Below are 26,811 nucleotides of genomic sequence, written 5' to 3'. Positions count from 1 at the left end.
CAGCGAAGGGACCAGCGTGGACATCGAACGGATCAGGGAAGAGACACCCGGGACCAGGAACGCCGTCCACCTGAACGCCGCGGGCTCGGCGCTGCCCGCGCGGCCCGTGCTCGACACGGTGGTCTCCCATCTGGAGCTGGAGGCGGAGATCGGCGGGTACGAGGCCGCCGACCGGGCGCACGGGCGGCTGGAGGAAGGGTACGCGGTGCTGGCCCGGCTCGTCGGAGCCGCCCCCGACGAGATCGCCGTCACCGACAGCGCCACGCGCGCCTGGGACCAGGCGTTCTACGCGATCCCCTTCGCCCCCGGCGACCGGATCCTCACCACGACCAGCGAGTACTCCAGCAACGCGCTCGCCTACGTGCAGGCCGCCCGCAGGCACCGGGTCTCGGTCGAGGTCGTCCCCGACGACGAGCACGGCACCATCGACCTGAAGGCGCTGGCCGACTCCCTCGGCCGGGGCGGGGTGCGGCTGGTGGCGCTCAACCACGTGCCCACCCACGACGGGCTGGTCAACCCGGCCGCCGAGGTCGGCGCGCTGGCCCGCGCCCACGACGCGCTGTTCCTGCTGGACGCCTGCCAGTCGGCCGGCCAGCTCCCGCTCGACGTGGACGGGCTGAACGTGGACCTGCTGTCGGCCACCGGCCGCAAGTTCCTGCGCGGGCCGCGCGGGACCGGCTTCCTGTACGTGCGCCGCTCGGTGCTGGAGCGGCTCGACCCGCCGGTCGTCGACCTGCTCTCGGCCGACCTCACCGGGCCCGACGGCTTCGCCTTCCGGCCGGACGCCCGCCGCTTCGAGACCTGGGAACGTTCCGTCGCGAACCAGCTGGGCCTGATCGAGGCCGCCGGGTACGCGCTGGACCTCGGCCTCGACGCGATCGCCGAGCGGGTGGGCGCGCTGGCCTCCCGGCTGCGGGCAGCGCTGGCCGAGGTGCCCGGGATCACCGTCCACGACCGGGGGCTGCGCAAGAGCGGCATCGTCACCTTCACCCACGCCGGGCAGAGCGCCGAGACCCTGGTGCCGAAGCTGGCCGCGGCGGGCGTCGTCACCCGGGTCTCCGAGCAGACCTACCGCTACGACGAGGGCCTGGCCCCGCGCTCCCGCGTCCGCGCCTCGGTGCACTACTACAACACCGAGGAGGAGCTGGACCGGGCCGTGCGCGTCCTGGCCTCGCTGGTGTGACCGGGAGCGGCCGGCCGCGGCGGGACGGGGGCGGGGCTCAACCGGCCTGACCCGCCATCATCCTGCTCGCGCCGGACCCGGCGGTCAGGTGCCGGCGGAACCAGTCGGTCAGCGCGGCGTCGACGCTGACCGCGGCGGCCAGGGGCGGCTTGGGCTCCAGGCCCGGCTCGGCGGCGAGCGCGTGCCCCATCCGGAAGGTCACCGCCTCGGCGCGGGAGATCCCGGCGCCGGTGAGCAGCCCGTGCAGCTCCTGCACCTCCTCGGCGGGGACGAGCAGGTCGCTCGCGCCGCCGACCAGCAGCATCCGGGGGTCGGCCTCGGCGATCTCGGCGACCCGGGCGGCGAGGTCGAGCCGTTCGGCGACCGCCCTGGTCTGCGGCGTCCAGGGATAGGGGCCCAGCCTGCGCTCCCTGGCCTCGACCACCCGGGCGGGCCTGGCCATCGGGGCGATGAGCGCCGCGGCCGACACCGGCACCCGCCGCTCGGCCATGGCCAGCAGCGCGGCCATCGCGCCCTCGCCGTGCCCGACCAGCCCGACCTCCCCGTCCGGCAGGCCGAGCAGTTCGCGCAGCCCGGCGACGGCGTCGGCCAGCCCGGCCGCCGCGCGCTCCACCGTGGCTCCCAGCAGCTCCAGGTAGTCGTTCTCGGTGCGGCCGGGCAGCCGCAGCCCCAGGTAGACCCGCCAGACGGGCATGCCCGTCATGGGCAGCGCCGCGGCCATCGCCGCCTCGGTACGGGGCGGCTCGAAGGCGTGCCAGCAGACGATGAGGCCGTCCTGCGCGGGCGCGTCCACCGCGGTGGGCGGCAGCGCCACGAAGGGCACTCCCCCGAGAGAACCGCTCCGCGGCCACACCGGCTCCTCCACCGGCCGCCGTGCCTGTTCGTCACCGGTCATGACCCCATGGTGACATTCGGCACGCCGGGACGCCGCGCCAAAGACGTAATGTCCGTGAATGTGGCCCTTTCGAGGCCCTAACGGCTCTGCAGCGCGTCGAGCGCGACCGCCTGGGCGACGACCAGCCTGCGGTCGATCCGCGGATCGTGGATCTCCACCACGTACTTGTCCCGCAGGCCGATCTTCTTGACCACCGAGAACACCGGCTGCGTCCCGCCCGCGGTGAAGTCGAAGTGGTACGGCCAGGCGAACGGCAGGTCGCCCAGGAAGGGGATGAGGCCCCAGATCCGGCGCAGGATGGCCACCGTCTGGTTGCGCTCGGTGCCCGTGGCCACCCCCAGGCCCGGCTGCTCCAGGTGCCAGGTCGAACTGGTCAGGGAGCGCTTGAAGTCCTTGCGGAAGTTGCCGATCGGCTGCCCCGCGTGGTCGACGATGTCGTACGTGGCGCCGAGGTCGATGCGCTGGCGCGCCCGGAACCCGGCCAGCACGTGCTGCTTGGTCTCGTCGGTGTAGAGGGTCACCTGCTCCTTGAACGCCATCCGCTTCTGCTGGGCGAACGCGACGAGATGCTGCTCGCGCCCGTCCGGGCCCGGCGTGTGCACCTCGTACTTGTTGACCATGAGGGTGAAGCGCTGGCGTACGAGGAACCGGGTCTGGGCCTGGAACCAGTTGAAGTCCATTTCAGGAACTTACAAGCTCCCTATGGCTGTCTGTCCAGGTAAGTAGAGAGATAGCTCTGGACGAGGCCCTTGGCCTCGTCGATCACCAGGTCGTCGCCGTCGGGCTCCCGGCGGAAGGCCATCTTGATCAGCGCGTCCGCCGTCTCCACCGCGATGGCGAAGGCCCGCTCGAGGGCGGGGGTGTCGGCCACCCCGGTGGACCGGACGATCAGCTCCCGCAGCCGGCCGGCCACCACGGCGTTGTTGTCGGCCGACTCGTCCAGCAGGTGGAGGTCGGCCGCGTCGCCGAAGCGCAGCACCCGAAAGCCCGGCACCGTCCGGTGCATCTCGACGAAGATGTCGACGGCCTGGCCGACCGTCTCCGACCAGCGCTCCAGCGGCCCGCCCGCCAGCAGGTCGCCGATCCGCTCGCCGAACTGCTCGAGGTTGCGCAGGGCCAGGGCCTGGGCGACGGCCCGCTTGTCGGGGAAGAACTGGTAGACCGAGCCGATGGCGACACCCGCGCGCTGGGCGATCCGGGTGGTGGACAGCCCTTCGTAGCCCGACTCGTCGAGGATCTCGGCGCAGGCGTCCAGCATCCGCTGCACCCGTTCGGCGGAGCGTCGCTGGGCCGGCCTTCTGCGTAGTGGCGTCCCTGTCTCGGTCACCCGCCCATCATCCCCTGGTCACCCGCCTTGCGCGCAATCCGTTCGGCACCGGTCCGTACCTTTGACGAAAGGCGCCGGAGGGACCGGCGCCCGGGGAGGCAGCCAAACATGGCCTCCTCGTTTTCTTGACTTAGTCGTGTTTATGAGGTTGAGTATGAGCGTGACCGAGAAGGCGACCTCCGCCGAACAGCTGCGCGGTGCCGGACTGAGAGTGACGTCCGCCCGGGTGGCGATCCTGGAGTGCCTGCGTCTCGCACGGCACCTGACCGCCGAGGAAGTGGCGGGCAGGGTCCGCGAACGCGTCGGCCACGTCTCCACCCAGGCGGTCTACGAGGCCCTCAACGCGCTCACCGGCACGGGCATCCTGCGTCGGATCGAGCCCGCGGGGAGCCCCGCCCGCTACGAGTCCCGGGTCGGGGACAACCACCACCACCTCGTGTGCCGGCAGTGCGGCGCGGTGGCCGATGTCGACTGTGCGGTGGGCCACGCCCCCTGTCTGGAGCCGGCGGCCGACGCCGGTTTCCAGGTCGACGAGGCAGACGTCATCTACTGGGGCCTCTGCCCCGACTGTCAAGGAGGACATCCATGACCACCAGGCCGATCACCACCGACGACAACGGCGCCCCCGCGCCCAGCGACGAGTTCTCGCAGTCCGTCGGAGCCAACGGCCCGCTGCTGCTCCAGGACCACTACCTGATCCAGAAGATGGCGCACTTCAACCGGGAACGGGTTCCCGAACGCGTCGTCCATGCCAAGGGCGGTGGCGCCTACGGCGTGCTGCAGATCACCGAGGACGTGAGCCAGTTCACCAAGGCCGGCCTCTTCCAGAAGGGCCAGGAGACGCCGCTGCTCCTGCGCTTCTCCACGGTCGCCGGCGAGCTCGGCAGCGCCGACAGCGCGCGCGACCCGCGCGGCTTCGCGCTGAAGTTCTACACCGATCAGGGCAACTACGACATCGTCGGTAACAACACCCCGATCTTCTTCATCCGCGACCCGCAGAAGTTCTCCGACTTCATCCACACCCAGAAGCGCCGCCCGGACAACCACCTGCACGACCACAACGCGCAGTGGGACTTCTGGACGCAGTCGCCCGAGTCCGCCCACCAGGTCAGCTTCCTGATGACCGACCGCGGCACGCCCGCCACCTGGCGGAACATGCACGGCTTCGGCTCCCACACCTTCCTGTGGTACAACGCCGCCGGAGAGAAGTTCTGGGTGAAGTACCACTTCAAGACCGAGCAGGGCATCAAGAACTTCACCGACGCCGAGGCCGCCGCGGCCCAGGTCGCCGACCCCGACCTGCACATCCGCGACCTCCACGACGCGATCAACCGGGGCGACCACCCGTCGTGGACGGTGAACGTGCAGATCATGCCGTTCGAGGACGCCGCGGACTACCGGTTCAACCCGTTCGACCTGACCAAGGTGTGGCCGCACGCCGACTACCCCGAGATCACGATCGGCCGGTTCACCCTGAACCGCAACCCGGCGAACTACTTCGCCGAGATCGAGCAGGCCGCGTTCGAGCCGTCGGCGTTCGTGCCCGGCATCGGCCCGTCCCCGGACAAGATGCTCCAGGGCCGGCTGTTCTCCTACCCCGACGCCCACCGCTACCGGATCGGCGCGAACTACCTGCAGCTGCCGGTCAACCAGCCGCAGTCTCCGGTCCACTCCTACAACTTCGACGGTCCGATGACCTTCCGCCAGCCGTCCGGCCCGCACTACGCGCCGAACTCGTTCGGCGGACCGGCCGCCGACCCGTCGCTGTACGAGGGCGAGCACTACGCCCTCACCGGTGAGATCGTCCGCAGCGCCTACCGCCTGCACGCCGAGGACGACGACTTCGGCCAGGCGCGTGCCCTGTGGGAGAACGTCCTGTCCGAGACCGACCGCGCCCACATGGTCTCCAACGTCGTGGGCCACGCCTCCAAGCCCGAGGTCACCTCGGACATGAAGCAGCGGATCGTCGAGTACTGGACCAACGTCCACAAGGACCTCGGCGCGTCCGTCGCCAAGGGCCTGGGCGTCACCGCCTGAGCCTGAGGTTCCGGCCGTCCTCCAAGACGCGCAAAGGGCGGGCACCCCTCGGGGTGCCCGCCCTTTCGCCGTCCGCGGCGCGGCTAGGCGCCGAGCGCCTTCATGATCATCGGCCAGGCGAGCTTGTACTCGCGGTTCCACCAGGGCCAGCTGTGCAGGCCGTCCCCGTACAGGTGCACGGTGGCCGGGATGTTCATCGCCTTCAGGCGGGCGGCGAGGTCCTCGTTGGTCAGGCCGATGACCTTCTCGCTGACCGTGCCCGCCACGTACGCCTTGGTGACCTCGACGAGATCGCCCTCCTTCTCGTCGATCACCTCCTCCAGGGTCAGGTCCAGCTCGCCGACCCGGCCGGTGGTGCCGGCGGAGAGGTAGACGCCGGTGCCGCGCAGGTTGCTGGCGTTGACGTACGGATCGTGCTCCAGCCAGTTCCAGCGGTCCCACAGCGGGTCGCCCAGCTTGCCGTAGGGGTCGGGGTTCTCGGTGGAGCCGTCGACCACGTCCGACAGCAGCATGATCGTGGGGATGCCCGGCTTGGTGATGTGCGCCATGCCGCTGTAGGAGGCCACGTACTTGTAGAAGCCGGGGTTGCGGGTGGCGTACATCAGCGCGCCGGAGCCGCCGGAGGACAGGCCCATGACCGCGCGGGTGGTGCTGCCCCGGAAGTTGCGCTCGACCAGCTGGGACAGCTCCCTGGTGTGGAAGGTCTCCCACTTGGGATCGCCGCCCCGGCCGCCGTTGTACCAGTCGACGAAGCCGCCGCCCTTGCCCGAGTCGGGCATGACCACGATGACGTCGTCGCCCTTGGCGGTCTCCTCGATGTCGGTCTTCTCGGCCCAGATCGTGTAGGCGTCCGGGCCGCCGGAGAGCACGTACAGCACCGGCCAGGTGCGCGCGGCGTCCTTGCTCCACCCCTCGGGCACCAGGATCCGCGCCTGCGGGTCCATCGCGGCGACCCCGGGCGTGTCGATGGTGATGTCCACGGTGCGCTCGTCCAGCCACCGCTCATCCGTGATCTTCGCGCCGCTGTCCGCCGCCGCGGGTCCGGCCGCCGCCGGACCGGGCTCGGCGACCGCGGGCGCCGCGGACAGAGCCAGCGCCGCCGCGGCCATCACGCCGGTCACCAGCTGCCCGAACTTCCGAAGCTTCACCTTGCTGCACGCACCGTTCTCACCAGCCGTTTTCCCGTGGTTACCAGGAAGTAGAGCGCAACATATCGGACACCCATGACGGTTGGAAGCACACCAAGTTGCAAATCGGTACCCTTCCTACCTCGTTTTCCTCACTCCCCAACGATCAGTCCCTCCTGTACGACTCCCCAATCTTCCGGATGTTCTGTAACAGAGACCTCACAATCAACAGCGCCTCCGAGCCCCCCGGTGACACACCTGGCCCCCGGACACGCGAAAGCCCCCGCCGGAGGAGCCGGCGGGGGCTTTCGGAACGGGTCAGGGCTCCTGGGTCAGCCTGTCGACCAGCCCGACGCGGAGCTCCGCGCTCTCGTAGGTGATGTGCCCGGCCTTCAGGTGCTCGCGCATCTCGGCGGGCGGGGTCCAGGGCTTCTGCCCCTCGCTCTTGGGCCCTGCGGGGGCGAAGGAGGTGTCGTAGTCGACGACCTCGCGCTCCCCCAGGTAGCGGTAGGACTTCGCGTCGAAGATCAACTCACGGCGCAGGCCCTGGTAGGTCTGGCCCACGGCGATGCCCTGCCGGTCGACCAGGTCGGTGGCGTTCGGCGTGACGGTGACCCCCGGGATCCGGGACGCCGCGGCGAACAGCGCGGCGCGGGCCTTGGACGGGATGTAGGCCTCCCGGATGGTGTCACCGACCGTGACGAAGGCCTGCACGTCCGCGGGGTTGCCGCCTTGGCTGTTGTCGTAGAGCCACTTGTACATGGCCTCGGCGGTGGTCGGCAGGTCCGGCAGGTACTTGTCGGATCCGCCGCCCTCCAGCCGGCAGCGGGGGTCGTCGTCGGGCGGGTTGTCCACGTCGACCTTCACATGCGGCCAGTCGTTGCACAACCAGATCTGGCCCCATCCGGGCTGCCCGTCGACCGGGTTGTCGGAGAAGGCGTCGTCGGTCGTGCGCAGAAGACTCGCCCTCTCACCGCTCACCGAGAACCAGGTCTTGCGGTGGACGTTGTCGGTGAACCTCTCCGGCGGGACCTCGTCGCCCTTCTCGTCCTGCATGCCCCACTGGACGGTGTCCTGGTAGCTCTTGGACTCGAAGTAGAGGTACTGGCCGGGCTTCGGGGAGAGCTCGGGCTCGGCCGCCGCTGCCTTGGACGCGCGCTTCAGGATGTCGGTGGCGGACGCCAGCCGGATCGAGGGGCTCTCCAGCGTGGCGAAGCGCGGAGCCTCCTGGCCCCCGGGCCGGGCGGGGCCGGTGGAGGAGCCCAGCAGGACGGTGGCGGCGACGCCTCCGGCCAGGGCCGCGGCCAGGCCGCCGGTGAGGAGGCCGCCGAGGAGGAGGCGCCGGGAGCGCCTCGGTTGCGGGGTGCGTATCTCGGACATCAGGTGGTTCCTCCGGGTCTGCAGGTCAGGCAGGTCCCGTCGAGGGGGGAGAGAGTTCATGACAGTTCCTCCCTGAGTGCGTTGTTTCTCCTTCTGTGTCCGGGTAGTGGGGGCGGTTCCTTCAGTCCGGCGCGGATGCGGCTGAGGCGGGAGCGGACGGTGCCGACGGGGATGCCCAGGGCGGCGGCCGCCTCGGTGTAGGTGAGCCCCTCCCAGACGCAGAGGGCCAGCAGCTCCCGGTCCCTGCGGGGAAGGTGGGCGATCCGGTCGAGGACCTCGCGCATGCGGCGCTGGTCGTCCAGCCGCGCGGCGACCAGGTCGGCGTCCTCCTCCGGCGCGACGGGCTCGGGAACGCGCGCGAGCACCGCGCCGTACCGCCGGAGCGAACGCTGGTGGTTGCGCAGCACGTTGGTGGCCACCCCGTACAACCAGGGAAGGAGCGAGCCGCCCTCCAATCGGACGTGCTCACGTCGGCGCCAGGTCTCCAGGAAGACGACCGAGGCGAGGTCCTCGGCCGCCGACCAGTCCGCCGTCCGGCGGAAGCAGAAGTTGTAGACGACGCGGCCGTGGCGGGCGAACAACTCCCCGAAGGCCTGTTCGTCCCCTGCCACGGCCGCGCCCCACAACTCGAGGTCGGTCCTGCTGTGAAGGGTCACATTCCTCTTGTGTCCGTACCCGCCCGGGGGTTCCGGCCTTTCAGCGGAGACTCTGCCAGAGCCGCTCGGCGTCGGGCTGCTTCAGGACGAGGCGGTTCGGATCGTCAGGGGCGGGCTCCCAGGGTGCGGTGGCGAAGGCGACCGTCCGGTTGTCGGACCGGGCGAAGGTACTGATGATCCGCAGGACCACGTCTGAAGTCAGTTTCTCGTCCGCCGACAGGAGAGGAGCGACCGCGTCGACCAGCTTCGAGATCTTCGCCAGGTCACCCAGCTGAGGTTTCACCTTCTTGAGGATGGCTGTCATGAGTTCCTGTTGCCGCGCGATCCGACCCAGGTCAGAGCCGTCACCGAGGTTGTATCGAGCGCGGGCATAGGCGAGCGCCTGTTCCCCTCGCAGGGTTTGGAGCCCCCTGGAAAGCGACAGTTTCGCTTTCGGATCCTCCATATCGACCTTGACGTCGACCTCCACCCCGCCCACAGCGTCCACCGCCCTCTTGAAGGCGTCGAAACCAAAGACGACGGTGTGGTCGAGCGTGATCCCGGCCAAATTCTCGACGGTCCTGCGGGCGCACTCCGCGCCGCCGGTGGTGAAAGCCCGGCTGATCACCGACCGGCCTCCCGGAACCGTCCGCCCGTCCCGGTCCCGGCAGTCCGGAACGTCCACGAGGGTGTCGCGGGGAATGCTGACCACCTTCACGCCGCGGCCGTCGGCCGGAACGTGCGCCACGATGATCGTGTCGGATCGGGCCGCCTCCTTCTCCGTGTTCCGGCCCGCTCTGCGGTCGGAGCCGAGGAGCAGGATGTTCACGTCCTGGTCCGGCTTCGTCCCTTCGACGGTGCCCGGGTCGTCCAGGACGTTCAGGTGTCCCGTCTCGTTGTGGAAGAGCAGGCGGGGGACCAGGAGGGCCGAGGCCGTGACGGCGGCGGCCACGCCCAGGACGAGCCAGCTCTTCGGGCGGGACGGCCTGCCGGTTCGGCGGCCGTACATGCGCTCCCGCTGCCGGACGAGGGAGGCCGGGGGTTCGTGTTCCAGGTCGCGGCCCAGGTCGCGGAGCATCTGCAGGTCGTCCATCGTCATTCTCCTTCCAGCGGGTTGACGTCGCCCAGCGCGGCGCGGACCTTGCGTCTGGCGCGGTTGAGGCGGGAGCGCACGGTCCCGATCGGGATGTTCAGGGCGCGTGCGACCTCCTCGTAGGAGCAGTCGCCCCAGGCCACGAGCAGCAGCACGTCCCGGTCCCCCGCCGAGAGGGCGGCCAGCGCGAGGGCGAGTTCGCCGCGTGACGCCTGCGCCATCACGCCCGCTTCCACCCGGTCGGCGGGGGATTCCACGTGCGCGGCGGGCGGGGCGCTGCGCTCCCACGCGCGGTAGCGGGCGGCTTCGCGCCGGTGGTGGCGGGAGATGAGCTTGGTGAGGATGCCGAACAGCCAGGGGCGGGCGTCGGTGTAGGACGTGTCGTACCTGGCGCGTTTGGCGAAGGCGATCGCGAAGGTGTCGCCTACCAGGTCCTCGGCGCTTTGCGGGCCGAGGCGGCGGGAGGTGTAGCGGTACAGCAGCCCCGAGTACCGGTCGAAGAGTTCCGCGAACGCCTCGGGCCGTCGCAGTGATTCCGCGATGAGGGCCGAGTCGTCCGACCGCACGGACGTCACCATGCCATTGCGGCCTTCCGTAGGGAGCAGGTCACCGTTATCTCGCCACTCGCCGGGAAAAGGGTTCATGCCCCCGTCGGGCACGGGCGGCCCTGTCCCCGATCCGGGGTAAGTGGTTACATACACCCATGACCCGAACCGCGTTCAGGACATGTCCGCTGTGTGAGGCCGTGTGCGGCCTGGAGCTCACCCTGGATGATGACGACAAGGTCATCAAGGTCCGCGGTGACAAGAACGATCCGTTCAGCAAGGGCTTCATCTGCCCCAAGGGCGCGAGTTTCGGGCGCCTGGACAACGACCCCGACAAACTGGCCGCCCCGCTCGTCCGGGGCGGGGAGGCGGGCTGGGAGGAGGCCTTCGAGGCCGCCGGCCACGGGCTGCGCCGCATCATCGACACCTACGGCAAGGACGCGGTCGCGATCTACCTGGGCAATCCCAGCGCGCACAGCGTCGCCGGCTCCCTCTACGGGTCGCTGCTCATCAAGGGCATCGGCACGAAGAACTTCTACAGCGCCAGCACCGCCGACCAGATGCCCAAGCACGTCAGCGCGGGCTACATGCTCGGCGACCCGCTGGCCATCGCGGTGCCCGACCTGGACCGCGCCTCCTACCTGCTGATGCTGGGCGCCAACCCGCTGGAGTCCAACGGCAGCCTCTGCTCGGCCCCCGACTTCCCCGGCAGGCTGAAGGAGCTGCGCCGCCGCGGCGGGCGCCTCGTCGTGGTGGACCCGCGCCGCACCCGCACCGCCGAGCTCGCCGACCGGCACGTCCCGCTCCGCCCCGGAGCCGACGCCTGGTTCCTGTTCTCGATCGTGCACACCCTGTTCGCCGAGGGCCTGACCCGGCTCCGCCACGAGGTGGACGGCCTGGAGCAGCTGCGCGAGCTCGCCGGGGAGTTCTCCCCCGAGGCCACCGAGCAGATCACCGGCGTCCCGGCGCAGGCCGTCAGGGAGATCGCCCGCGAGCTGGCCGCGGCCGAGCCCGCCGTGGTCTACGGCCGGATCGGCACCTGCACCCAGGAGTTCGGCACCCTGGCGACCTGGCTGATCGACGCGCTGAACGTGCTCACCGGCAACCTGGACCGGCCCGGCGGCGCGATGTTCCCCAAGGCCGCGCACTCCGTCGGCAGACGCTCCCGCCCCTACCGGACGGGACGCTGGCACAGCCGGGTCCGCGGCCTGCCGGAGGTCAACGGCGAGCTGCCCGTCGCCACCCTCGCCGAGGAGATCGAGACCGAGGGCGAAGGCCAGATCAAGGCGCTGATCACCGTGGGCGGCAACCCCGTCCTGTCCGCGCCGAACGGCGACCGGATCGGCCGCGCGCTGGAGAACCTGGAGTTCATGGTCAGCGTCGACCCGTACGTCAACGAGACGACGCGCCACGCCGACGTGGTCCTGCCGCCTCCCCCGCACACCCGCACCCCGCACTACGACGTGGCGCTGCTGGCGTTCACCGTCCGCAACTACGCGCGCTACTCCCCGCCCGCCGCCGACCGCGGCGACCGGCCGTCCGAGTCGGAGATCATGGCACGGCTGGTCGGCGAGCTGACCGGGGCGGACCCGCGGGACGTCGACGAGTTCGTCATCCAGACCACCTTGAAGAAGGCTGGCCGGGAGGACCTGCGGGCCGAGCTCGGCCCCCCGTCCGCCGAGACCCGGCTGGACATGATGCTCCGCCTCGGCCCCTACGGGCTGACCCTGGCCGAGACGGTCGGCGGGATCGACCTGGGCCCGCTCCAGCCCCGGCTGGCGGAGGTCCTGGTCCTGGAGCGCATCGACCTGTGCCCCGAGCCGTTCGCCAAGGACGTGGAGCGGCTGCGCGCCGCCCGCCCCGCCGACGGCTTCGTGCTGATCGGCCGACGCCACCTGCGGTCCAACAACAGCTGGATGCACAACATCCCCGAACTGGTGGGCGGTTCCAACACCTGCACGCTGCGGCTGAACCCCGCGGACGCCGAGCGGCTGGGCGTCGGGGCGGGCGACACCGTCCGGGTCACCTCGCGGGCGGGCGAGGTCGAGGCGCAGGCCGAGCCGAACGACGAGATCATGCCGGGCGTGGTGAGCCTGCCGCACGGCTGGGGCCACTCCCGGCCGGGCACCCGGACGCGGGTGGCCGCCGAGCACGCCGGGGTGAGCGTCAACACGCTGACCGACGAGCAGGAGATCGACGTCCTGTCCGGCAACGCCGTGTTCAACGGGGTTCCCGTCCGCCTGGAGCGGGTCGGCTGACCCCGGTCGGCCCGGGGGGCCCGCCCCCCGGGCCCCGAAGGCGCCGCCCGTCACCGTTATCCCCCCGGCCGGAGGGGGAACGTCTTGGGGAAGGTGGATGACCGTCGGAACGCCTGCACCGGGCAGATGGGATGTCAGCCAGTGAATCGTGAACGAGCAGGCAGGATCACCAAGAACGGGGCGCGGGGCGGCACCCGGGCCCACCCGGTGGCGCTCGCCGAGCGCCTGGAGCTGGACTCGGCCCTGGACGGGGCGATCCGGACGATCTCCAAGGCCGTGCGCAAGGCCCTGCCGCCGGGGCCGCTGCGCAACGTCCTGCACGGGGTGCCGTTCGGGCATCCCGTGCACGCGCCGCTGACCGACCTGCCCATCGGCGCCTACTGCTCGGCCGCGCTGCTGGACCTCTTCCCGGGCACCCGGCGGTCCTCGCGCGTCCTGATCGCCTTCGGCCTGGCCACCTCGGTGCCCACGGTGCTCACCGGCCTGGCCGACTGGTCCAGCCTGCACCGGGAGCAGCAGCGGGTCGGCCTGGTCCACGCGATGGGGATGGGCCTGACCAACCTGCTGTACGGGGCCTCGCTGCTGGCGCGGACGCGCGGCGACCACGGCACCGGCAAGGCGCTGAGCCTCCTGGGGCTCGGCAGCATGATGGCCGGCAGCTACCTGGGCGGCCACCTGGCCTTCCGGCAGGCCGCGGGCGCCAACCACGCCCCCTCGATCTCCCACCTCGTCCCGCTGGGCTGGCACGACCTGTGCGCGCTGGACGAGCTGCCCGACGGCTGGCCCGTGCACCGCTCCCTGGGCTACATCGACCTGTTCGTGCTGCGGCTGGGCGACGAGGTGCGGGTGCTGGCCGACGCCTGCGCCCATCTGGCGGGACCGCTGCACCAGGGCCGGGTGGTGCGGGTGCACGACGAGGTCTGCGTGGTCTGCCCCTGGCACGGCAGCACCTTCCGGGTCGACGACGGCGCGGTCGTCGACGGCCCCGCCACCAGCCGCCAGCCGGCCTTCGACACCCGGACCAGCGAGACGGGGATGGTGCAGGTCCGCCCGGTCTGAGCGGCCGCTAGTCCGCGCCCTCGTCCATCGGGTGCTCGACCAGGGCCACGACCCTGCTGGCCATGAACCGCGCCGTGCGCACCGGGGTGCCGGTGCGGGTGACCTCGCTGACCTCGATCACCCCGCGCCGGTTGCTGATCTCCACCCGCCGGCCGGCCTTGGTCGCCACGACGTCGTACGTCCGCAGGGCCTCGCCGGACTCCACCACGATCTCGACCCGGTCGCCCTTCACCGCATTCCCCCACCATGAGAACCCATGTTCGAGTTCTACCCGGTGACGAGCTTCACAATCGCCACCAGACCCACACAAACAATGACACCGCGCAACGCCCAGGGCGGGAGCCTGCGCCCCACCGAGGCGCCGGTGTAGCCGCCGAGGACCGCGCCGAGGGCGATCAGCCCCACCACCGCCCAGTCGACCTCGGCGATCAGGATGAACAGCACCGCCGCGGTGGCGTTGACGATCCCGCTCAGCGCGTTCTTGATCCCGTTGAGGGTCTGCATGTCGTCGGGCAGGAAGATGCCGAGCAGTGAGATGAGCAGGATGCCCTGGGCAGCACCGAAATAACCGCCGTAGACCCCGGCCAGGCAGACCAGGACCCACAACAGCGGCCCGCCGTGCCCGGCCTCGCTCGTACGCCGCTTGCGCACCCAGGCGTTGAGCCGCGGCTGCACCACCACCAGCACCAGCGCGACCACGATCAGCACCGGGACGATCATCTTGAACGCCGACTCGGGCAGGCTCAGCAGCAGCAGCCCGCCGGCGATCGCGCCGAGCAGCGAACCGGCGCCCAGCCGGACCAGCCGCCCGGACTGCCCCGCCAGCTCCCGCCGGTACCCCCAGCAGGAGGCGACGGCGCCCGGCACCAGCCCGATGTTGTTGGAGACGTTCGCCAGGACCGGCGGGTAGCCCAGCGCCACCAGGGTCGGGAACGTGATCAGTGAACCCGACCCGACGACGGCGTTGATCCCGCCGGCGGCCGTCCCCGCCGCGAAGATCGCGACCGCTTCCCACGGTGTCATGGTGACCGATCGTAGGGAGCGGCCCGGATCACCTCGACATCAGGGTCATGCCAGGGCGGACCGGGCGTACCACCTGCCGTTGTGCTGCTCCACCTGCAGCGGGATGCCGAAGCAGTCGCTGAGATTCCCACCGGTCAGCACCTCGTCCACCTTGCCGGCGGCCACCACCCCGCCCCTGCGCAGCAGCAGTGCGTGGGTGAAGCCGGGCGGCACCTCCTCCAGGTGGTGGGTGACCAGCACCATCGCCGGCGCCGCCGGATCCTCCGCCAGCCGCGCCAACCGGCCCACCAGCTCCTCGCGGGCGCCCAGGTCGAGGCCCGCGGCGGGCTCGTCCAGCAGGAGCAGCTCCGGGTCCGGCATCAGCGCGCGGGCGATCTGCACGCGCTTGCGCTCCCCCTCCGAGAGGGTGGCGAAGCGCCTGCGCACCAGCTCGGTGCAGCCCAGGGCCTCCAGCAGGGCGACCGCGCGGCCGACGTCCGTGGAGTCGTACTCCTCCTGCCAGCGCCCCAGGATCGCGTACGACGCCGTCAGCACCAGGTCCATGACCGTCTCGCCCGACGGCACCTTCTCGGCCACCGACGCGCTGGCGAACCCGATCCGGGGCCGCAGCTCGAAGACGTCGGTCTGGCCGAGCCTCTCCCCCAGCACCTCCACCCGGCCCTCGGTCGGGTAGAGCGTGGTCGCCGCCACCTGGAGCAGCGTGGTCTTGCCCGCCCCGTTCGGCCCGATGACCACCCAGCGCTCGCCCTCGTCGACCGTCCAGTCCACGCCGCCGAGCAAAACGGCTCCCTCGCGCCGGATCACGACGCCCTCGAGCCTCAGTACCTCACCGCTCATTCAGATCCTCCAGCGTCAACCTTATTGCAGGCAGGGCGCGGTGCCCCTGTTCTATGGGAATTGCGGCGCCGCCCCCGGCGCACTCCCCGGGAGATGCTCCGAAAGCCGGTTATCGTGTTTGTCATGCACGGCTTCCGTCCCTCTCCCACGCTGGTCGCCTGGGCGAACGCCTGGCTCACCGGCCATGTCGGCCTCGACGAGGCGGTGGACGCGGTCGAACGCCCCGGGCCGCATCTGGCGGGCCAGGTCCCGCTGCGCTCCTGGCTGGCCGAGCTGCGCCCGCGCGGCCTCACCGGGCTGCGGCTGGCGCTGCCGGCCCCCGGCGATCCGCTGGGCCTGTCCGGCCCCGCCGAGTTCAACCAGGCGGCGGTCGAGGCGGGAGAGGGCGTCGTCGTCCTGCTGGAGGGCACCGCGATCGGCATGGTCCCGGTCGAGGACCGGCGCGGCTCGTCCTACCAGGGCACCCGCTGGGAGCTGCTGCCCGCGCGCAGCGTCCCGCCGGACGTGCCGTCGCTGGCCGACGCCGAGCGCGGGCTCTCGCTGGCGATGCGCGAGGTCACCGAGATCATGAGCGGTCTGGACGACATCAACGGCGACCGCTCCGGGGTGCTCAAGGCGCTGCGCGACGACGCCGACAGCGGGCTCGCCCCCGGCTACCCGGCCCGCGCCCACCGGGTCGACGCGCTGGCCACCCGGCTGACCATGGTCCTGGAGCTCGCCGGCGGGATCGCCGGACACAACCTCACCGCGGGCCAGATGGCCCGCCGCTCCGACGCCCTGACCCTGCTGGACCAGGCGGTCCGCCGCGCCCGCGTCGCCGCGCACGGCGCGGTCTTCGAACCGGCGAGATGACATCGTTCAGGCCCGGGTCACCCTGGTGCCGCACACCTTGTCGGCGAAGGTCTGCTTCTGCGCGTCCCACAGCGGGTTCAGGTAGCCGATCAGCAGCGACCACCAGTTGATGATCTGGGCGAAGACCCGGGCCACGCCGCGGGCCACCCCGATCCGCTCCCCTGTCCGGGCGTCCTCCACCCGCAGCATGAACATCCCCTTGCCGGGGCTGAACCCGAGCAGGCCCTCCATCATCCCGTAGACGAAGTACACGATCGCCCAGACGAGGAGCATCGCCACGCCCTGGGGATCGCTGAGCGGCGCGTCCGGATCGTCGTTCCAGGTCATCGCGACCACGAACATGATCACGATGACGAATCCGAGGAACCAGTCGACCACGAACGCGCCGGCCCTGCGCCCGTACGAGGCGGGACGCCGTGCCCCGGGGATCTGCTGGAAGGGCTGCTGGTACTGCTGCTGGGCGTAGCCGTGGCCGAACTGCGCCGGAACGGGCTGCCGCTGGTAGGACGGGGGCTGCGTCGGGGCCCAGCCCGCCGCCGGGCCGTAGGCCGCCGCCCCGTAGGCGGGATTCTGCGCGGGCGACGTGGGCTGGGAGAACGGGAGCTCCACGGGCGGGGGCGTGACGGGCCCCTGGGAGAGGTCGTTCGCGAACGGCGGCGGTGTCCGGGCGTACGGCGTGCGCGGAGAGGGCGGCCCGAACGTACGGGCGGGCCCCTGCCTGAGCTCGTCGCGCACGAAGTCGAGCCGCTGGAGGGCCGCCTCGGCCGTCCGGGGGCGGCTCGCGGGGTCCTTGGCCAGCAGGTCGACGATCAGCCTGTTCAGCGACTCCGGCAGCTCCGGACGGGCCGCGCGCGGCGGGTCCGGGACCTTCTGCAGGTGGGCGTAGACGAACTCCGGCAGCGTGCCGCCCTCGAACGGGGGCCGCCCGACGACCATCTCGTAGAGCATGACGCCGAAGGAGTACAGGTCGCACCGGCCGTCCACCTCGGTGTCACCGGTGAACTGCTCGGGCGCCATGTAGGCGGGCGTCCCCACCACCGAGCCGGTGAGGGTGGCGTCGGTGAACCGCGCGATCCCGAAGTCCAGGATCTTCAGCCCGCCCTTGTCCAGGATCATCACGTTGCCGGGTTTGACGTCCCGGTGCACCACGCCCTGGGCGTGCGCGGCGCCCAGCGCGCCGAGCAGCTCGGCGGCGATCTCCAGCGTCCGCTCCAGCGGGAGGCGGCCCTGCTCCATGAGGGTCTTCAGGTCGCTGCCCTCGAGGTACTCCATGACCAGGTAGAGCGCCTGCTCGTACTGGCCGATGTCGTGCACGACCATGATCCCCGGGTGGGAGAGGCCCGCGCCGATCTGCGCCTCGCCGCGGAAGCGGCGCACCGCCTCCGCGGTGGGGCTGACCACCAGGGTCTTGATCGCCACCCTGCGGCCGAGCGCGGTGTCGCGGCCCTCCCAGACGGCGCCCATGCCGCCCTGGCCGATCTTCCTCACCAGCTCGAAGCGGTCGGCGAGTACCAGGCCCTCGTGCAAGGCAACCTCCCGGAAACGAAGATGCGGGGCGCCCCTGGAGGGGCGCCCCGCGAGACGCCGGCGTCAGACGGAGCGGACGACGACGGTGTTCATGACCTTGTCGGCGAAGGTCTGCTTCTTGGCGTCGAACAGCGGCCACAGGTAGCCGACGTAGCAGGGCAGCGCGTCCAGGATGTGCGCCAGGTAGCGCACGAACGTCATGCCGAAGCCGATCGGCTGGCCGGTCTGCTCGCTGATCACCCGGATGTTGGTGAGCTTCTTGCCCGGCGTCTGGCCCGTCGTGCCCTGCTGGTACAGGAAGAAGAGCATGATCGCGAAGCTGACCGCGTAGCCCAGCAGCATCACCAGCATGCCGCCGGCGCCCGAGCCGCCGCCGCTGAAGGAGCCGGTGGCGGGGTCGTACGTCATGTCGGCCGCGTCGCTGACGAACAGGGCGGTCGCGATGAAGTACAGGATGCCCGCCGGGATGCCGGCGATGATGCCGTCGACCAGGGTCGCGGCGAAGCGCGGGCCCCAGCTGGCGTACGCGCCGTACGCGCCGCCCGCGTAGCCGTAGGGCTGCTGCTGCGGTACGCCGTACTGCGGCTGCGCGGCCGCGGGGAAGGCCGGAGGCTGCGCGGGGTAGGCCGGAGGCGGCGAGGCCTGGTAGGCCGGAGGCTGCGGCGGCGGGGTCTGCGGGCCGCCGTACGGGTTCGCGGGAGGCTGCTGCCCATAACCGGGCTGGTGCTGACCGTAAGGGTCGTAGGGGGGGTTTCCCACGTTGACTTCTCCTCGTGAATGATGCCGTTGCGTCAGCCGGGTTCGGCGTGCGCTGTCAGAAGACTCCAAATCGGGCAAATTGCCAGATACCGGAGCCCACTATGGCCGTGCCGAGAATCCAGGCACGCACCCGCGGTCCCCACGCCTGCCATCGCGCCCCCAGCCCCAACGGCGCCAGGGCGAAGACGATCGCCCCGACGAACACCAGGGGGTTGGCCGTCAGTGCCCGGACCGGATGCCCGGACCCCAGTTCGATGAAGACGGTAGTGCCGCCACAGAAGGGGCAGGGAAGATCAGTCAACGCTCGGATGGGGCACAGGATCCCGGGATCGTGGACCCCGTGCGCGAACGCGACGGACAGCGCGAGCGCCGCCATCGCCACGGACCTGACCGCGGCCGTCCCGACGGGACGGCGCAGCGCCGCTACCCCCGTCATGAAAGCCTCCACCCGACCTGCTCGTCCCTTTGTCGACCCCTTATACCGGCCTGACCACTGCCACTGTCAAGCCGGGGGATCGTCGTGGGACCAGACCGTGATGGTCAGGCTCCCGCGACCGCTCCCACCAGGGTGGGACGCTGGAGCGGGGCTCCTGGTTCTGCTTCGAGCACATCTGCCACGACGCAGGTGATGTTGTCGGGCCCGCCGTGGGCGCGCGCGGCCTCGATGAGCCTGGCCACGGCCTGTTCCCGCTCCTTCTCGGCGGAGAGGATGTCGAAGATCTCCTGCGGTCCGACCGGGCCGGACAGGCCGTCGGAGCACAGCAGGTAGCGGTCGCCGAGGCGGGCGTCGCGGGGCGCGAGGTCGGGATCGCGGTCAGGGCCGCCGTCCAGCACCTTGAAGAGCATGTGGGACAGGTGCGAGTTCTCCCCGGCGTCGCCGCCGTCCGCCAGGAGCTGCGCGAGGGTGTGGTCGCTGGTGATCTGGAAGAGCACGCCGTCGCGCAGGAGGTAGGCGCGGGAATCCCCGATGTGGGCGATCGCGAACTTGCTGGTGCCGTTCCAGAGCATCGCCGTCAGGGTGGTGCCCATCCGGTTGAGCTCGGGATGTGCCGAAATGGCCTGCCCCAGTGCCTTGTTGACCTCGGCGACGGCCCGGGCGAGGGTGCCCTGCAGCTCCGTGTCGGCCACCGGAGCGTCGAACCGGCGCAGCGCGTTGATGACGGTGGAGCTGGCGACCTCGCCGCCGGCGTAACCGCCCATCCCGTCCGCTACGGCCAGGAGGCAGGGACCGGCGTACCCGGAGTCCTCGTTGTTCTCCCGGTTACAACCGATGTCGGAACCCGCTGCATACCTGATTGCGACGTTCATACCAGTTTCGATGACGATCTCCTTGCGGCAGTCCATTACACCACCGCGCCTAGCGACCCTGCGAACGGTCTCCGGTCAGCGTAGTGGGTCACTGTCCCTCCGTCCGGTCCACAGGGCTGCTTTCTGCTTCCCTCTCAAGCTACTGCGCCCTTGAGCATTCCGGGATCAGTCTCCGGAGCCAGACCATTCGCCTTACCTACCACCCCGGAATGAGGCCCCTCGGCCGCCTCCGGGTCAAGGAGTGAACCTTGCGATGACACCCCTGTAGCCCTCCCCGCCCTCGGAGTCCGCTCCGACGACGTAGACCGTCCGGGTACCGGGGAGAAGGAACACGGCGAGCGGGTGCCGCCCGGGGAACTTCTGGTCGCGCCAGCGGCCCGAGGCCGTGCGGTGCATGACCTTCGAGGAGCCGGGCAAGCCGACGTACGACAATTTGATTGCATAGCGGCCTCCTTGCCCGTCGGAGGCCTGGGAGAACACCTGGGTCGCCTCCAGACCTCGTTCGCGGCTCCAGAAACCGCCGTTCCAGCGCAATTGGTAGGGCTTCTCCCGCACCAACGCCCATTCGGGTATGACACATCCCCGGTGGACGTAGACGAGACCGCTCACGGCGACCTCGCCACGTCCGAGAACGGCGAGCGAGGAGAAGAGCGTCCGGAGGCCGCTCCTCTTCTTCGTGGCGCGCCTGCTCTCCGGGTGGATCCCGCCGAAGGGGATGTGGCGCGGACGGGCACCGCCGAAATACCAGACGCCCGGCTGCCCGGTTGCGACCGACTCCCCCACCGCCCAGGCTCCGGCTCCGTCCCTCTTGGCATCGTCCACATGGAGCGGACTGGCCTGTCTGCTCCACTTCGTTCCGTCGTATCTGAGGACGATCTGGCCCTGGAGATCCTCCCCGAAAGCCCACGCTTCTCTCTCACCCGCCGCCACGACGGACGTGATAACGGCATCCTCGACCGTCAGCGCGGTCCGCCAACCGGAACCGTCCCAGCGCAGCAGCCTGGAGACCCGGGAGAGGCCCTTCTTCTCGGCGGTCTGGACGGTGCCTCCGCATGCGGGATCGTCCTTGGACTCGAACCTGAATGCGCCTGGCAGAAGAAGCCAGGCGTTGCGATCACTCGACGCGCTGAGCCTCGTACCGTTCTCCGACCCCCGGTGTTCGCGCATCGCCGGCCTGACCGGCAGTTCACCGACGCTCCAGCGCCCACCGTCCCAGTGGTAGGTGACCGGCCTCTCGCGCCCGTCACGACCGGTGCTCTCCCCGACCACCCAGACGGCGCGCGCCGAGGCCGCCGCGACCCCGTAGAACCAGTCACCACCCGTGTCCCGTGTGCGCAGCACGACCCGCCACCCGGCCACCTCGGCGACCACGGCGGGAAAAGCACAGGTGGCCAGGAAGACGGCGATCATCGAGAGAACCGCCCTCCCCGACCCGCGCCTCGCCCTCATCCCCTGCCTCTTTCGAACCACCCGAACCGGATTCGAGGACCTTACGCGCCAACCTCGCCGAACAAAAGATCATCGAGCGGCCTCACATCCCTCCAAGGGCGCATACCGGGCCTTCAGCCGTCTTGGAAGGTCGGTGCAAGGACATTGCCGAGCGAATCCCGGCAGGGCGCACTGCGCCCGGAGGAACCGCAGACACGCTGTACAAGCCGTACTTTCCTGGTTCGTGTACCGGCGTCTCGGGCGAGGGAACTTCTGCAGACACGTTGTACGAGCCGCGCTCTCCCCGTCCACGGAACGGAAACGTCCAAAGGGGATCCGGTATCCAAACGGAGGGCGCCTTCCGTTCGCATGGACGTGCCGTCCGGGCGGGAGGGGGCGGTGAGGTGGGGTTTCTCGGGTGGGGCGGGACGGCCGCCGGGGCGGAGGCGTCCGAATGCTGGACTCGATGCCCGAGGCGGCACTGCAGGCCGGTAGCGTGGGCACCGGTATGGAACGGACGCTGCTCATCACGTTGACCGGCAGGGATCGCCCCGGGGTGACCTCCCGGCTCTTCGGCACCCTGGCCGACTTCCCCGTCGAGGTCTCCGACGTCGAACAGGTCGTGATCCGCGGCCGGCTGGTGCTCGGCGTGCTCGTCACCCACACCTCCGGCGTCGAGTCGCTGTGGGACGCGGTCAAGAAGGTCGCCGACGACCTCGAGATGGAGGTGGAGCTGTCCACCGGCGGCTCCAAGACCCCCAAGCGCAAACGCTCCCAGCTGCACGTGACGGTGCTGGGCAGCCCGCTCACCCCCGCCGCGATGGCCGGGGTCGCCGGGCGGATCGCCACCCACGGCGCCAACATCGACCGCATCGAGCGGCTCGCCAGCTACCCGGTGACCGCGATCGAGCTGCTGGTCTCCGGCGCCGACCCCGCCGCGCTGCGCGCCGCGCTGGCCGCCGAGGCCGCCGAGGCCCAGGTGGACGTGGCCGTCCAGCGGGTCGGGCTGCACCGCAAGGCCAAGCGCCTGATCGTCATGGACGTCGACTCCACCCTCATCCAGGGCGAGGTCATCGAGCTGCTGGCCGAGCACGCCGGGCAGCTCGACAAGGTCGCCGAGATCACCGAGGCCGCGATGCGCGGCGAGCTGGACTTCGCCGGCTCCCTGCGCGAGCGCGTCGCCCTGCTGGCCGGGCTCGACGCCTCGGCCATCGACGCGGTCCGCGACAGGATCGAGCTCGCCTCGGGCGCCCGCACCCTGGTGCGCACCCTCAAGCGCCTGGACTACAAGTTCGCCATCGTCAGCGGCGGCTTCACCCAGGTCACCGACGCCCTCGCCGCCGACCTCGGCATCGACTACACCGCCGCCAACACCCTGGAGATCGTCGACGGCAGGCTCACCGGCCGCGTGGTGGGCCCGATCATCGACCGCGCCGGCAAGGCCGACGCCCTGCGCCGTTTCGCCGCGGAGGCGGGCGTCCCCATCACCCAGACCGTGGCCATCGGCGACGGCGCCAACGACCTCGACATGCTCCAGGCCGCCGGCCTCGGCGTGGCCTACAACGCCAAGCCCGTCGTCCGCCGCGCCGCCCACACCGCCGTCAACGTCCCCTACCTGGACACGATCCTCTTCCTCCTCGGCATCTCCCGCGACGAGATCGAGGCCGCGGACGCCGAAGACCCCTCCTGACCGTCCGGCACGCTCCCGGCCGGAAAGGCCCGCGCCCGGGGCTCAGGTGATCTCGGGGGCTCGGTAGGCCAGAAGAGCACTCCGCAGGACCGCCAGGCCTCCGGCTCGATCACGGCCTCGGCCGGAAAGACCCAGGCCCGGAGCTCAGATGGTCTTGGGGGTCCGGTAGGCCAGGAGGGTCCCGCCGTGGGACCGCCAGGTCTCCAGCTCGATCACGGCCAGCGCGCAGGTGGGGAAGTCCTCGACCTGCTCGTTGCCCGCGATGATCGCCAGCTCGTGCACCGCGGGGTTGTGGCCGACCAGCAGGAACGTGCCGACCCCATCGGCCCCGGCTCCGGCCTCGTGCACCAGGTGCAGGAGGTCGTGGCCGTCACCGGTGTAGATGGAGCGCTCGAAGCGGGCCGGGGCGCTCAGGCGCAGGCCCTCCAGCGTCTGCCGGGTGCGCAGCGCCGTGGAGCACAGGACCAGGCCGGGCTCCAGGCCCTGGGCGCGCAGGAAGTCCCCCATCGCGGCGGCGTCCCGCAGGCCGCGCTCCGCCAGCGGCCGCTCGTGGTCGGCCAGGCCCAGCCCGACCTCCGCCTTGGCGTGGCGCAGCACCAGCAGTCTCCTGCTCACGGGGCTACCGTCGCCGACAGCGCCCACAGAACCACCATGATCAAGATCATGCCGCCAAAGATGACGGCGAACCCCTTACCACCACTCATGCGCCCAAGCGTAAGCGTCCCGGGGACCTCTCCCGCACCGCCCTGTGGATGAACGTCCCCCCGCTTCTCAGCGAGTGGATTGTGGCGCCGGCGCACGGCTCTGGACGCCCCGGCGGTGGGAGGCGACGACCGCCGCCACGATGACGGCCACGACCACGACGGTGACGCCCGCGCGCAGGACGGTGTTCCCCGCCGCGGTGACGACGGCGGGGGCGATCAGGAGGGAGACCAGGTTCATCACCTTGATCAGCGGATTGATCGCCGGGCCCGCGGTGTCCTTGAACGGGTCGCCGACGGTGTCGCCGATGACGGTCGCCGCGTGCGCCTCCGAGCCCTTTCCGCCCAGCCTGCCGTCCTCGACGACCTTCTTGGCGTTGTCCCAGGCGCCTCCGGCGTTGGCCAGGAAGACGGCCATCAGCGCGCCCGCGGCGATCGCCCCCGCCAGGAAGGCGCCCAGCGGGGCGTAACCGAGCGCGAAACCCACCGCGATCGGCGTCAGGATCGCCAGCAGGCCGGGGGTGATCAGCTCGCGCTGGGCGTCCCGCGTGCAGATGTCGACCACCCGGTCGTAGTCCGGCTTCTGGGAGAAGTCCATGATTCCGGGCTTGGTGCGGAACTGCTCCCTGACCTCGACCACCACGCGCCCCGCCGCGCGCCCCACCGCCATGATCGCCAGCCCGGAGAACAGGAAGACCACCGACGCCCCCACGAGCAGGCCGATCAGCACGTTCGGCTGGTCCACCGAGAGGTTGAAGTCCAGGAACGCGGCGCCGATGGCCCGCCGCGCCTCCCCGCCCGTCTCCGCCAGCGCCGCCTCCACGGTCGTGCGGAAGGAGCCGAACAGGGCAGTCGCCGCCAGGACCGCCGTGGCTATGGCGATGCCCTTGGTGATCGCCTTGGTGGTGTTGCCGACGGCGTCCAGGCGTTCCAGAACGGCCGCGGCCTCCCCGTTGACGTCGCCGGACATCTCCGCGATGCCCTGCGCGTTGTCCGAGACGGGGCCGAAGGTGTCCATCGAGACGATCACCCCGACGGTGGTGAGCAGACCCGTCCCGGCCAGCGCGACGGCGAACAGCGCGACCGTGGTGTTCCCGAAACCGAGGAGGAAGGCCCCGTATATGGCCCCCGCGATGAGGAGAGTGGAGTAGACGGCCGATTCCAGGCCCAGGGCCATCCCGGAAAGGATGACGGTCGCCGGGCCCGTACGGGCGCTCTGGGTGACCTCACGGACCGGTCTGCGGCCGGTCTCGGTGAAGTAGCCGGTGAGCAACTGGATCGCGCCCGCCAGGACGATGCCGATCAGCACCGCGCCGATCGCCACGACCCGCGGATCGGCGTCCACTCCCGCACCGCCGTCCAGCTCCGCGAAGGTGGCCGGCAGGTACAGGAAGGCGGCCGCGGCGACCGCCAGCGCGGAGACCGCCGCGGCCAGGAAGAAACCGCGGTTGATCGCCGTCATGCCCGAGCGGTCCCCGGGCCGCGGCGTGACGGCGAGGATCCCGATCACCGCGGTGACCACCCCGATCATCGGCACGATCAGCGGGAAGACCAGGCCCTGCGTGCCGAACGCGGCACCACCGAGGATCAGCGCGGCCACCAGCATCACCGCGTAGGACTCGAACAGGTCGGCAGCCATCCCGGCGCAGTCGCCGACGTTGTCCCCCACGTTGTCGGCGATCGTCGCCGCGTTGCGCGGGTCGTCCTCCGGAATGCCCTGCTCGACCTTGCCCACCAGGTCCGCGCCGACGTCCGCGGCCTTGGTGAAGATGCCGCCGCCCACCCGCATGAACATCGCCAGCAGGGCCGCGCCGAACCCAAATCCCTCCAGCACGACGGGCGCGTCGCCCCGGTAGAGCAGCACGACGAGGGCGGCGCCGAACAGGCCCAGCCCGACGGTGAACATCCCCGCCACCCCGCCCGTCCGGAAGGCGATGCGCATCGCGCTGCGCTCCCCGGCGTCCCGGGCCGCCGCCGCCACCCTGACGTTGCCCCGCACCGCCAGCCACATCCCGACGAAACCGGTGAGCGCGGAGAACGACGCGCCGACGACGAAGAAGACCGACCTGCCGATCCGCACCCCGGCGCCCTCGGCGGGCAGCAGCAGGAGCAGCAGCGGGATCAGCACCACGAAGACGCCGACCGTACGGAACTGGCGCTTGAGGTAGGCGTTCGCCCCCTCCTGGACGGCCGCCGCGATCTGCCGCATCCGGACGGTCCCCTGGCCCGCCGCCAGCACCTCGCGGACCAGCCCGGCCGCCACGGCCAGCGCCAGCAGGGCGACCACCGCGACGATGACGACGAGGAAGAGGTCCCCTCCCCCCAGCGCGACCTCGCCCATCCGTGCCCTCCCGAGCGTCTGCGACCCCGTACCGGCGCCCCGGAGCACGTACGCCCGGACGGACGCGCCCCCGCCCGCGTCCGTGAAGCGCCTCGCCCCTCCCGCCGCGGCCCGGCTCCGGGCCGGGGCCGAACTTGAACCGCACACGCATCCGCGCCGCGGGATCAGGTCGCGTATGAAGGCACGTCGTGGCTTCAGGCCGTGTAGGGACCTCGTGCCGTGGTCGCCAGAACGTCAGTGGGCCTTCTGTGGCGGTCCGGGGCACGTGTGGCTCCCGTGCCGTGGGCCCAAGGAAGGTATGCACGACTTTTCTTCTGGAAAAAGCAGTACGTCATCACATGAAAGGTAATTTCTTCCGCGGCGCCCGTTCCGCGGGCATGAAAAGACCCCGCGTCCGGCGACGCGGGGTCTTTTCGTGGATCTTCGGGGCCCGGGGGTCAGCGGGTCGGCCAGCTCATGCTGATCGTCGTCCCTCCGTCCGAGGAGACGATCTCGAGCTCGTCGGCGAGTCCCTTGATCACGGCCATGCTCAGGCCGTCCTCCGGATCGTCCGGCGCCCGGTCGCTGACCGAGACCGAGAAACGGCCCCCACCGTCGGTCAGGCTCAGCGACACCGGCTCTTCCGGGCAGTGCTTCTGATGCGCCTCGACGGCGCGCGAGCACGCCTCGCCCACCGCCAGACGCACCTCGTCCAGCAACGGGTCGTCCACACCGCTGCGCAGCGCGACCGCCTTGGTGATCATGCGCGCGGTGCGCACATGGATCGGCAGGGCGCTGAACGCGACCTCGACTGTAGAAGACACGGG

26 protein-coding genes are annotated in these 26,811 nt (G+C 70.9%); 7 read left to right on the top strand and 19 right to left on the bottom strand.

Annotated features, from left to right (window positions below; genetic code table 11):
* Nucleotides 1-16: 16 nt before the first annotated feature.
* The gene (locus C2865_RS04440; protein WP_106396955.1) at nt 17-1,183 is read left to right on the top strand and encodes an aminotransferase class V-fold PLP-dependent enzyme; all 1,167 of its coding nucleotides are present in this window, start codon (nt 17-19) and stop codon (nt 1,181-1,183) included.
* 37 nt (nt 1,184-1,220) lie between these two features.
* Here C2865_RS04440 and C2865_RS04435 read toward each other — a convergent pair whose 3' ends face one another.
* The 3 genes from C2865_RS04435 to C2865_RS04425 form a co-directional block, all read right to left on the bottom strand.
* Nucleotides 1,221-2,078: an alpha/beta fold hydrolase gene (locus C2865_RS04435; RefSeq protein ID WP_106396954.1), complete on the bottom strand. Its 858-nt coding sequence runs from the start codon at nt 2,076-2,078 to the stop codon at nt 1,221-1,223.
* 77 nt (nt 2,079-2,155) lie between these two features.
* Complete coding sequence (locus tag C2865_RS04430; RefSeq protein ID WP_106396953.1) at nt 2,156-2,758, bottom strand: LURP-one-related family protein; 603 nt, start codon at nt 2,756-2,758, stop codon at nt 2,156-2,158.
* A 20-nt stretch (nt 2,759-2,778) separates the two neighbouring features.
* Nucleotides 2,779-3,405 (bottom strand): TetR/AcrR family transcriptional regulator, encoded by a 627-nt coding sequence (locus tag C2865_RS04425; protein ID WP_232835345.1) that lies wholly within the window; start codon nt 3,403-3,405, stop codon nt 2,779-2,781.
* A 154-nt stretch (nt 3,406-3,559) separates the two neighbouring features.
* Here C2865_RS04425 and C2865_RS04420 point away from each other — a divergent pair, with 154 nt between their 5' ends.
* Together C2865_RS04420 and C2865_RS04415 are read left to right on the top strand one after the other, a co-directional pair.
* Nucleotides 3,560-3,994, top strand: coding sequence for a Fur family transcriptional regulator (locus tag C2865_RS04420; RefSeq protein ID WP_106396952.1), 435 nt, complete (start codon nt 3,560-3,562; stop codon nt 3,992-3,994).
* Nucleotides 3,991-5,442 (top strand): catalase, encoded by a 1,452-nt coding sequence (locus C2865_RS04415; RefSeq protein WP_106396951.1) that lies wholly within the window; start codon nt 3,991-3,993, stop codon nt 5,440-5,442. Before C2865_RS04420 ends, C2865_RS04415 begins: the two co-directional genes overlap by 4 nt.
* 83 nt (nt 5,443-5,525) lie before the next feature.
* On the opposite strand, the gene C2865_RS04410 is transcribed toward C2865_RS04415, so the two are convergent.
* From C2865_RS04410 to C2865_RS04390, 5 genes are all read right to left on the bottom strand, one after another.
* Nucleotides 5,526-6,590, bottom strand: coding sequence for an alpha/beta hydrolase (locus C2865_RS04410; RefSeq protein WP_106396950.1), 1,065 nt, complete (start codon nt 6,588-6,590; stop codon nt 5,526-5,528).
* A gap of 297 nt (nt 6,591-6,887) precedes the next feature.
* Nucleotides 6,888-8,009: a CU044_5270 family protein gene (locus C2865_RS04405; protein ID WP_269802690.1), complete on the bottom strand. Its 1,122-nt coding sequence runs from the start codon at nt 8,007-8,009 to the stop codon at nt 6,888-6,890.
* On the bottom strand, nt 8,006-8,605 hold the full coding sequence (locus tag C2865_RS04400) for an RNA polymerase sigma factor (protein ID WP_106396948.1): 600 nt from the start codon (nt 8,603-8,605) through the stop codon (nt 8,006-8,008). The genes C2865_RS04405 and C2865_RS04400 overlap by 4 nt, the downstream gene beginning before the upstream one ends.
* 40 nt (nt 8,606-8,645) lie before the next feature.
* Nucleotides 8,646-9,677 carry an LCP family protein gene (locus C2865_RS04395; protein WP_157963558.1) on the bottom strand — a complete coding sequence of 344 codons (1,032 nt, stop codon included), beginning with the start codon at nt 9,675-9,677 and terminating at the stop codon, nt 8,646-8,648.
* Nucleotides 9,678-9,679: 2 nt separating this feature from the next.
* Nucleotides 9,680-10,243 (bottom strand): RNA polymerase sigma factor, encoded by a 564-nt coding sequence (locus C2865_RS04390; RefSeq protein ID WP_332873329.1) that lies wholly within the window; start codon nt 10,241-10,243, stop codon nt 9,680-9,682.
* Between the two features lie 137 nt (nt 10,244-10,380).
* Between C2865_RS04390 and C2865_RS04385 the strand changes: the two genes are divergently transcribed.
* A complete protein-coding gene (locus C2865_RS04385; RefSeq protein WP_106396945.1) occupies nt 10,381-12,480 on the top strand; it encodes a molybdopterin oxidoreductase family protein in 2,100 nt (699 codons plus the stop codon).
* 141 nt (nt 12,481-12,621) lie between these two features.
* The gene (locus C2865_RS04380) at nt 12,622-13,539 is read left to right on the top strand and encodes a Rieske (2Fe-2S) protein (RefSeq protein WP_232835344.1); all 918 of its coding nucleotides are present in this window, start codon (nt 12,622-12,624) and stop codon (nt 13,537-13,539) included.
* A gap of 7 nt (nt 13,540-13,546) precedes the next feature.
* On the opposite strand, the gene C2865_RS04375 is transcribed toward C2865_RS04380, so the two are convergent.
* The 3 genes from C2865_RS04375 to C2865_RS04365 are packed head-to-tail and all read right to left on the bottom strand — an operon-like array spanning nt 13,547 to nt 15,399.
* A complete protein-coding gene (locus tag C2865_RS04375; RefSeq protein ID WP_106396943.1) occupies nt 13,547-13,771 on the bottom strand; it encodes a hypothetical protein in 225 nt (74 codons plus the stop codon).
* Nucleotides 13,772-13,806: 35 nt separating this feature from the next.
* Nucleotides 13,807-14,562 (bottom strand): sulfite exporter TauE/SafE family protein, encoded by a 756-nt coding sequence (locus tag C2865_RS04370; protein WP_106396942.1) that lies wholly within the window; start codon nt 14,560-14,562, stop codon nt 13,807-13,809.
* 45 nt (nt 14,563-14,607) lie between these two features.
* Nucleotides 14,608-15,399 (bottom strand): ABC transporter ATP-binding protein, encoded by a 792-nt coding sequence (locus C2865_RS04365; protein ID WP_106396941.1) that lies wholly within the window; start codon nt 15,397-15,399, stop codon nt 14,608-14,610.
* A 123-nt stretch (nt 15,400-15,522) separates the two neighbouring features.
* Between C2865_RS04365 and C2865_RS04360 the strand changes: the two genes are divergently transcribed.
* Nucleotides 15,523-16,251, top strand: coding sequence for a hypothetical protein (locus C2865_RS04360; RefSeq protein ID WP_106396940.1), 729 nt, complete (start codon nt 15,523-15,525; stop codon nt 16,249-16,251).
* A 6-nt stretch (nt 16,252-16,257) separates the two neighbouring features.
* Here C2865_RS04360 and C2865_RS04355 read toward each other — a convergent pair whose 3' ends face one another.
* The 5 genes from C2865_RS04355 to C2865_RS04335 all read right to left on the bottom strand — a co-directional run bounded on the left by C2865_RS04355 (nt 16,258) and on the right by C2865_RS04335 (nt 21,216).
* Nucleotides 16,258-17,778, bottom strand: a complete 1,521-nt coding sequence (locus tag C2865_RS04355) for a protein kinase domain-containing protein (protein ID WP_106396939.1) — start codon at nt 17,776-17,778, stop codon at nt 16,258-16,260.
* A gap of 63 nt (nt 17,779-17,841) precedes the next feature.
* A complete protein-coding gene (locus tag C2865_RS04350) occupies nt 17,842-18,537 on the bottom strand; it encodes an RDD family protein (RefSeq protein ID WP_198652905.1) in 696 nt (231 codons plus the stop codon).
* Between the two features lie 55 nt (nt 18,538-18,592).
* The gene (locus C2865_RS04345) at nt 18,593-18,973 is read right to left on the bottom strand and encodes a DUF2752 domain-containing protein (RefSeq protein WP_106397481.1); all 381 of its coding nucleotides are present in this window, start codon (nt 18,971-18,973) and stop codon (nt 18,593-18,595) included.
* A gap of 104 nt (nt 18,974-19,077) precedes the next feature.
* Complete coding sequence (locus C2865_RS04340; RefSeq protein ID WP_106396938.1) at nt 19,078-19,845, bottom strand: PP2C family protein-serine/threonine phosphatase; 768 nt, start codon at nt 19,843-19,845, stop codon at nt 19,078-19,080.
* Nucleotides 19,846-20,079: 234 nt separating this feature from the next.
* Nucleotides 20,080-21,216 (bottom strand): hypothetical protein, encoded by a 1,137-nt coding sequence (locus C2865_RS04335; protein ID WP_157963557.1) that lies wholly within the window; start codon nt 21,214-21,216, stop codon nt 20,080-20,082.
* A 565-nt stretch (nt 21,217-21,781) separates the two neighbouring features.
* On the opposite strand from C2865_RS04335, the gene serB reads away from it, so the two are divergent.
* Nucleotides 21,782-22,963 (top strand): phosphoserine phosphatase SerB, encoded by a 1,182-nt coding sequence (gene serB, locus C2865_RS04330; RefSeq protein ID WP_198653043.1) that lies wholly within the window; start codon nt 21,782-21,784, stop codon nt 22,961-22,963.
* Nucleotides 22,964-23,107: 144 nt separating this feature from the next.
* Here serB and C2865_RS04325 read toward each other — a convergent pair whose 3' ends face one another.
* The 3 genes from C2865_RS04325 to C2865_RS04315 all read right to left on the bottom strand — a co-directional run bounded on the left by C2865_RS04325 (nt 23,108) and on the right by C2865_RS04315 (nt 26,808).
* A complete protein-coding gene (locus C2865_RS04325) occupies nt 23,108-23,578 on the bottom strand; it encodes a SixA phosphatase family protein (protein WP_232835343.1) in 471 nt (156 codons plus the stop codon).
* A gap of 156 nt (nt 23,579-23,734) precedes the next feature.
* A complete protein-coding gene (locus C2865_RS04320) occupies nt 23,735-26,005 on the bottom strand; it encodes a sodium-translocating pyrophosphatase (RefSeq protein ID WP_106396936.1) in 2,271 nt (756 codons plus the stop codon).
* 437 nt (nt 26,006-26,442) lie between these two features.
* Complete coding sequence (locus tag C2865_RS04315) at nt 26,443-26,808, bottom strand: ATP-binding protein (protein ID WP_269802689.1); 366 nt, start codon at nt 26,806-26,808, stop codon at nt 26,443-26,445.
* Between the last annotated feature and the right edge of the window lie 3 nt (nt 26,809-26,811).

This window comes from Actinocorallia populi, from assembly GCF_002995495.1.
Classification (GTDB): Bacteria; Actinomycetota; Actinomycetes; order Streptosporangiales; family Streptosporangiaceae; genus Actinocorallia; species Actinocorallia populi.
The sequence above is the reverse complement of the archived record's forward strand: the minus strand, read 5'-3'. Positions and strand labels throughout refer to the sequence as shown.

What these genes read in the sequence shown, in the direction of transcription:
- C2865_RS04435 (WP_106396954.1), bottom strand. Translation starts at nt 2,078, where the DNA reads ATGACCGGTGACGAACAGGCACGGCGGCCGGTGGAGGAGCCGGTGTGG.
- C2865_RS04430 (WP_106396953.1), bottom strand. Translation starts at nt 2,758, where the DNA reads ATGGACTTCAACTGGTTCCAGGCCCAGACCCGGTTCCTCGTACGCCAG.
- C2865_RS04420 (WP_106396952.1), top strand. Translation starts at nt 3,560, where the DNA reads ATGAGCGTGACCGAGAAGGCGACCTCCGCCGAACAGCTGCGCGGTGCC.
- C2865_RS04415 (WP_106396951.1), top strand. Translation starts at nt 3,991, where the DNA reads ATGACCACCAGGCCGATCACCACCGACGACAACGGCGCCCCCGCGCCC.
- C2865_RS04405 (WP_269802690.1), bottom strand. Translation starts at nt 8,009, where the DNA reads ATGAACTCTCTCCCCCCTCGACGGGACCTGCCTGACCTGCAGACCCGG.
- C2865_RS04395 (WP_157963558.1), bottom strand. Translation starts at nt 9,677, where the DNA reads ATGGACGACCTGCAGATGCTCCGCGACCTGGGCCGCGACCTGGAACAC.
- C2865_RS04385 (WP_106396945.1), top strand. Translation starts at nt 10,381, where the DNA reads ATGACCCGAACCGCGTTCAGGACATGTCCGCTGTGTGAGGCCGTGTGC.
- C2865_RS04370 (WP_106396942.1), bottom strand. Translation starts at nt 14,562, where the DNA reads ATGACACCGTGGGAAGCGGTCGCGATCTTCGCGGCGGGGACGGCCGCC.
- C2865_RS04365 (WP_106396941.1), bottom strand. Translation starts at nt 15,399, where the DNA reads ATGAGCGGTGAGGTACTGAGGCTCGAGGGCGTCGTGATCCGGCGCGAG.
- C2865_RS04360 (WP_106396940.1), top strand. Translation starts at nt 15,523, where the DNA reads ATGCACGGCTTCCGTCCCTCTCCCACGCTGGTCGCCTGGGCGAACGCC.
- C2865_RS04345 (WP_106397481.1), bottom strand. Translation starts at nt 18,973, where the DNA reads ATGACGGGGGTAGCGGCGCTGCGCCGTCCCGTCGGGACGGCCGCGGTC.
- C2865_RS04340 (WP_106396938.1), bottom strand. Translation starts at nt 19,845, where the DNA reads ATGAACGTCGCAATCAGGTATGCAGCGGGTTCCGACATCGGTTGTAAC.
- serB (WP_198653043.1), top strand. Translation starts at nt 21,782, where the DNA reads ATGGAACGGACGCTGCTCATCACGTTGACCGGCAGGGATCGCCCCGGG.
- C2865_RS04320 (WP_106396936.1), bottom strand. Translation starts at nt 26,005, where the DNA reads ATGGGCGAGGTCGCGCTGGGGGGAGGGGACCTCTTCCTCGTCGTCATC.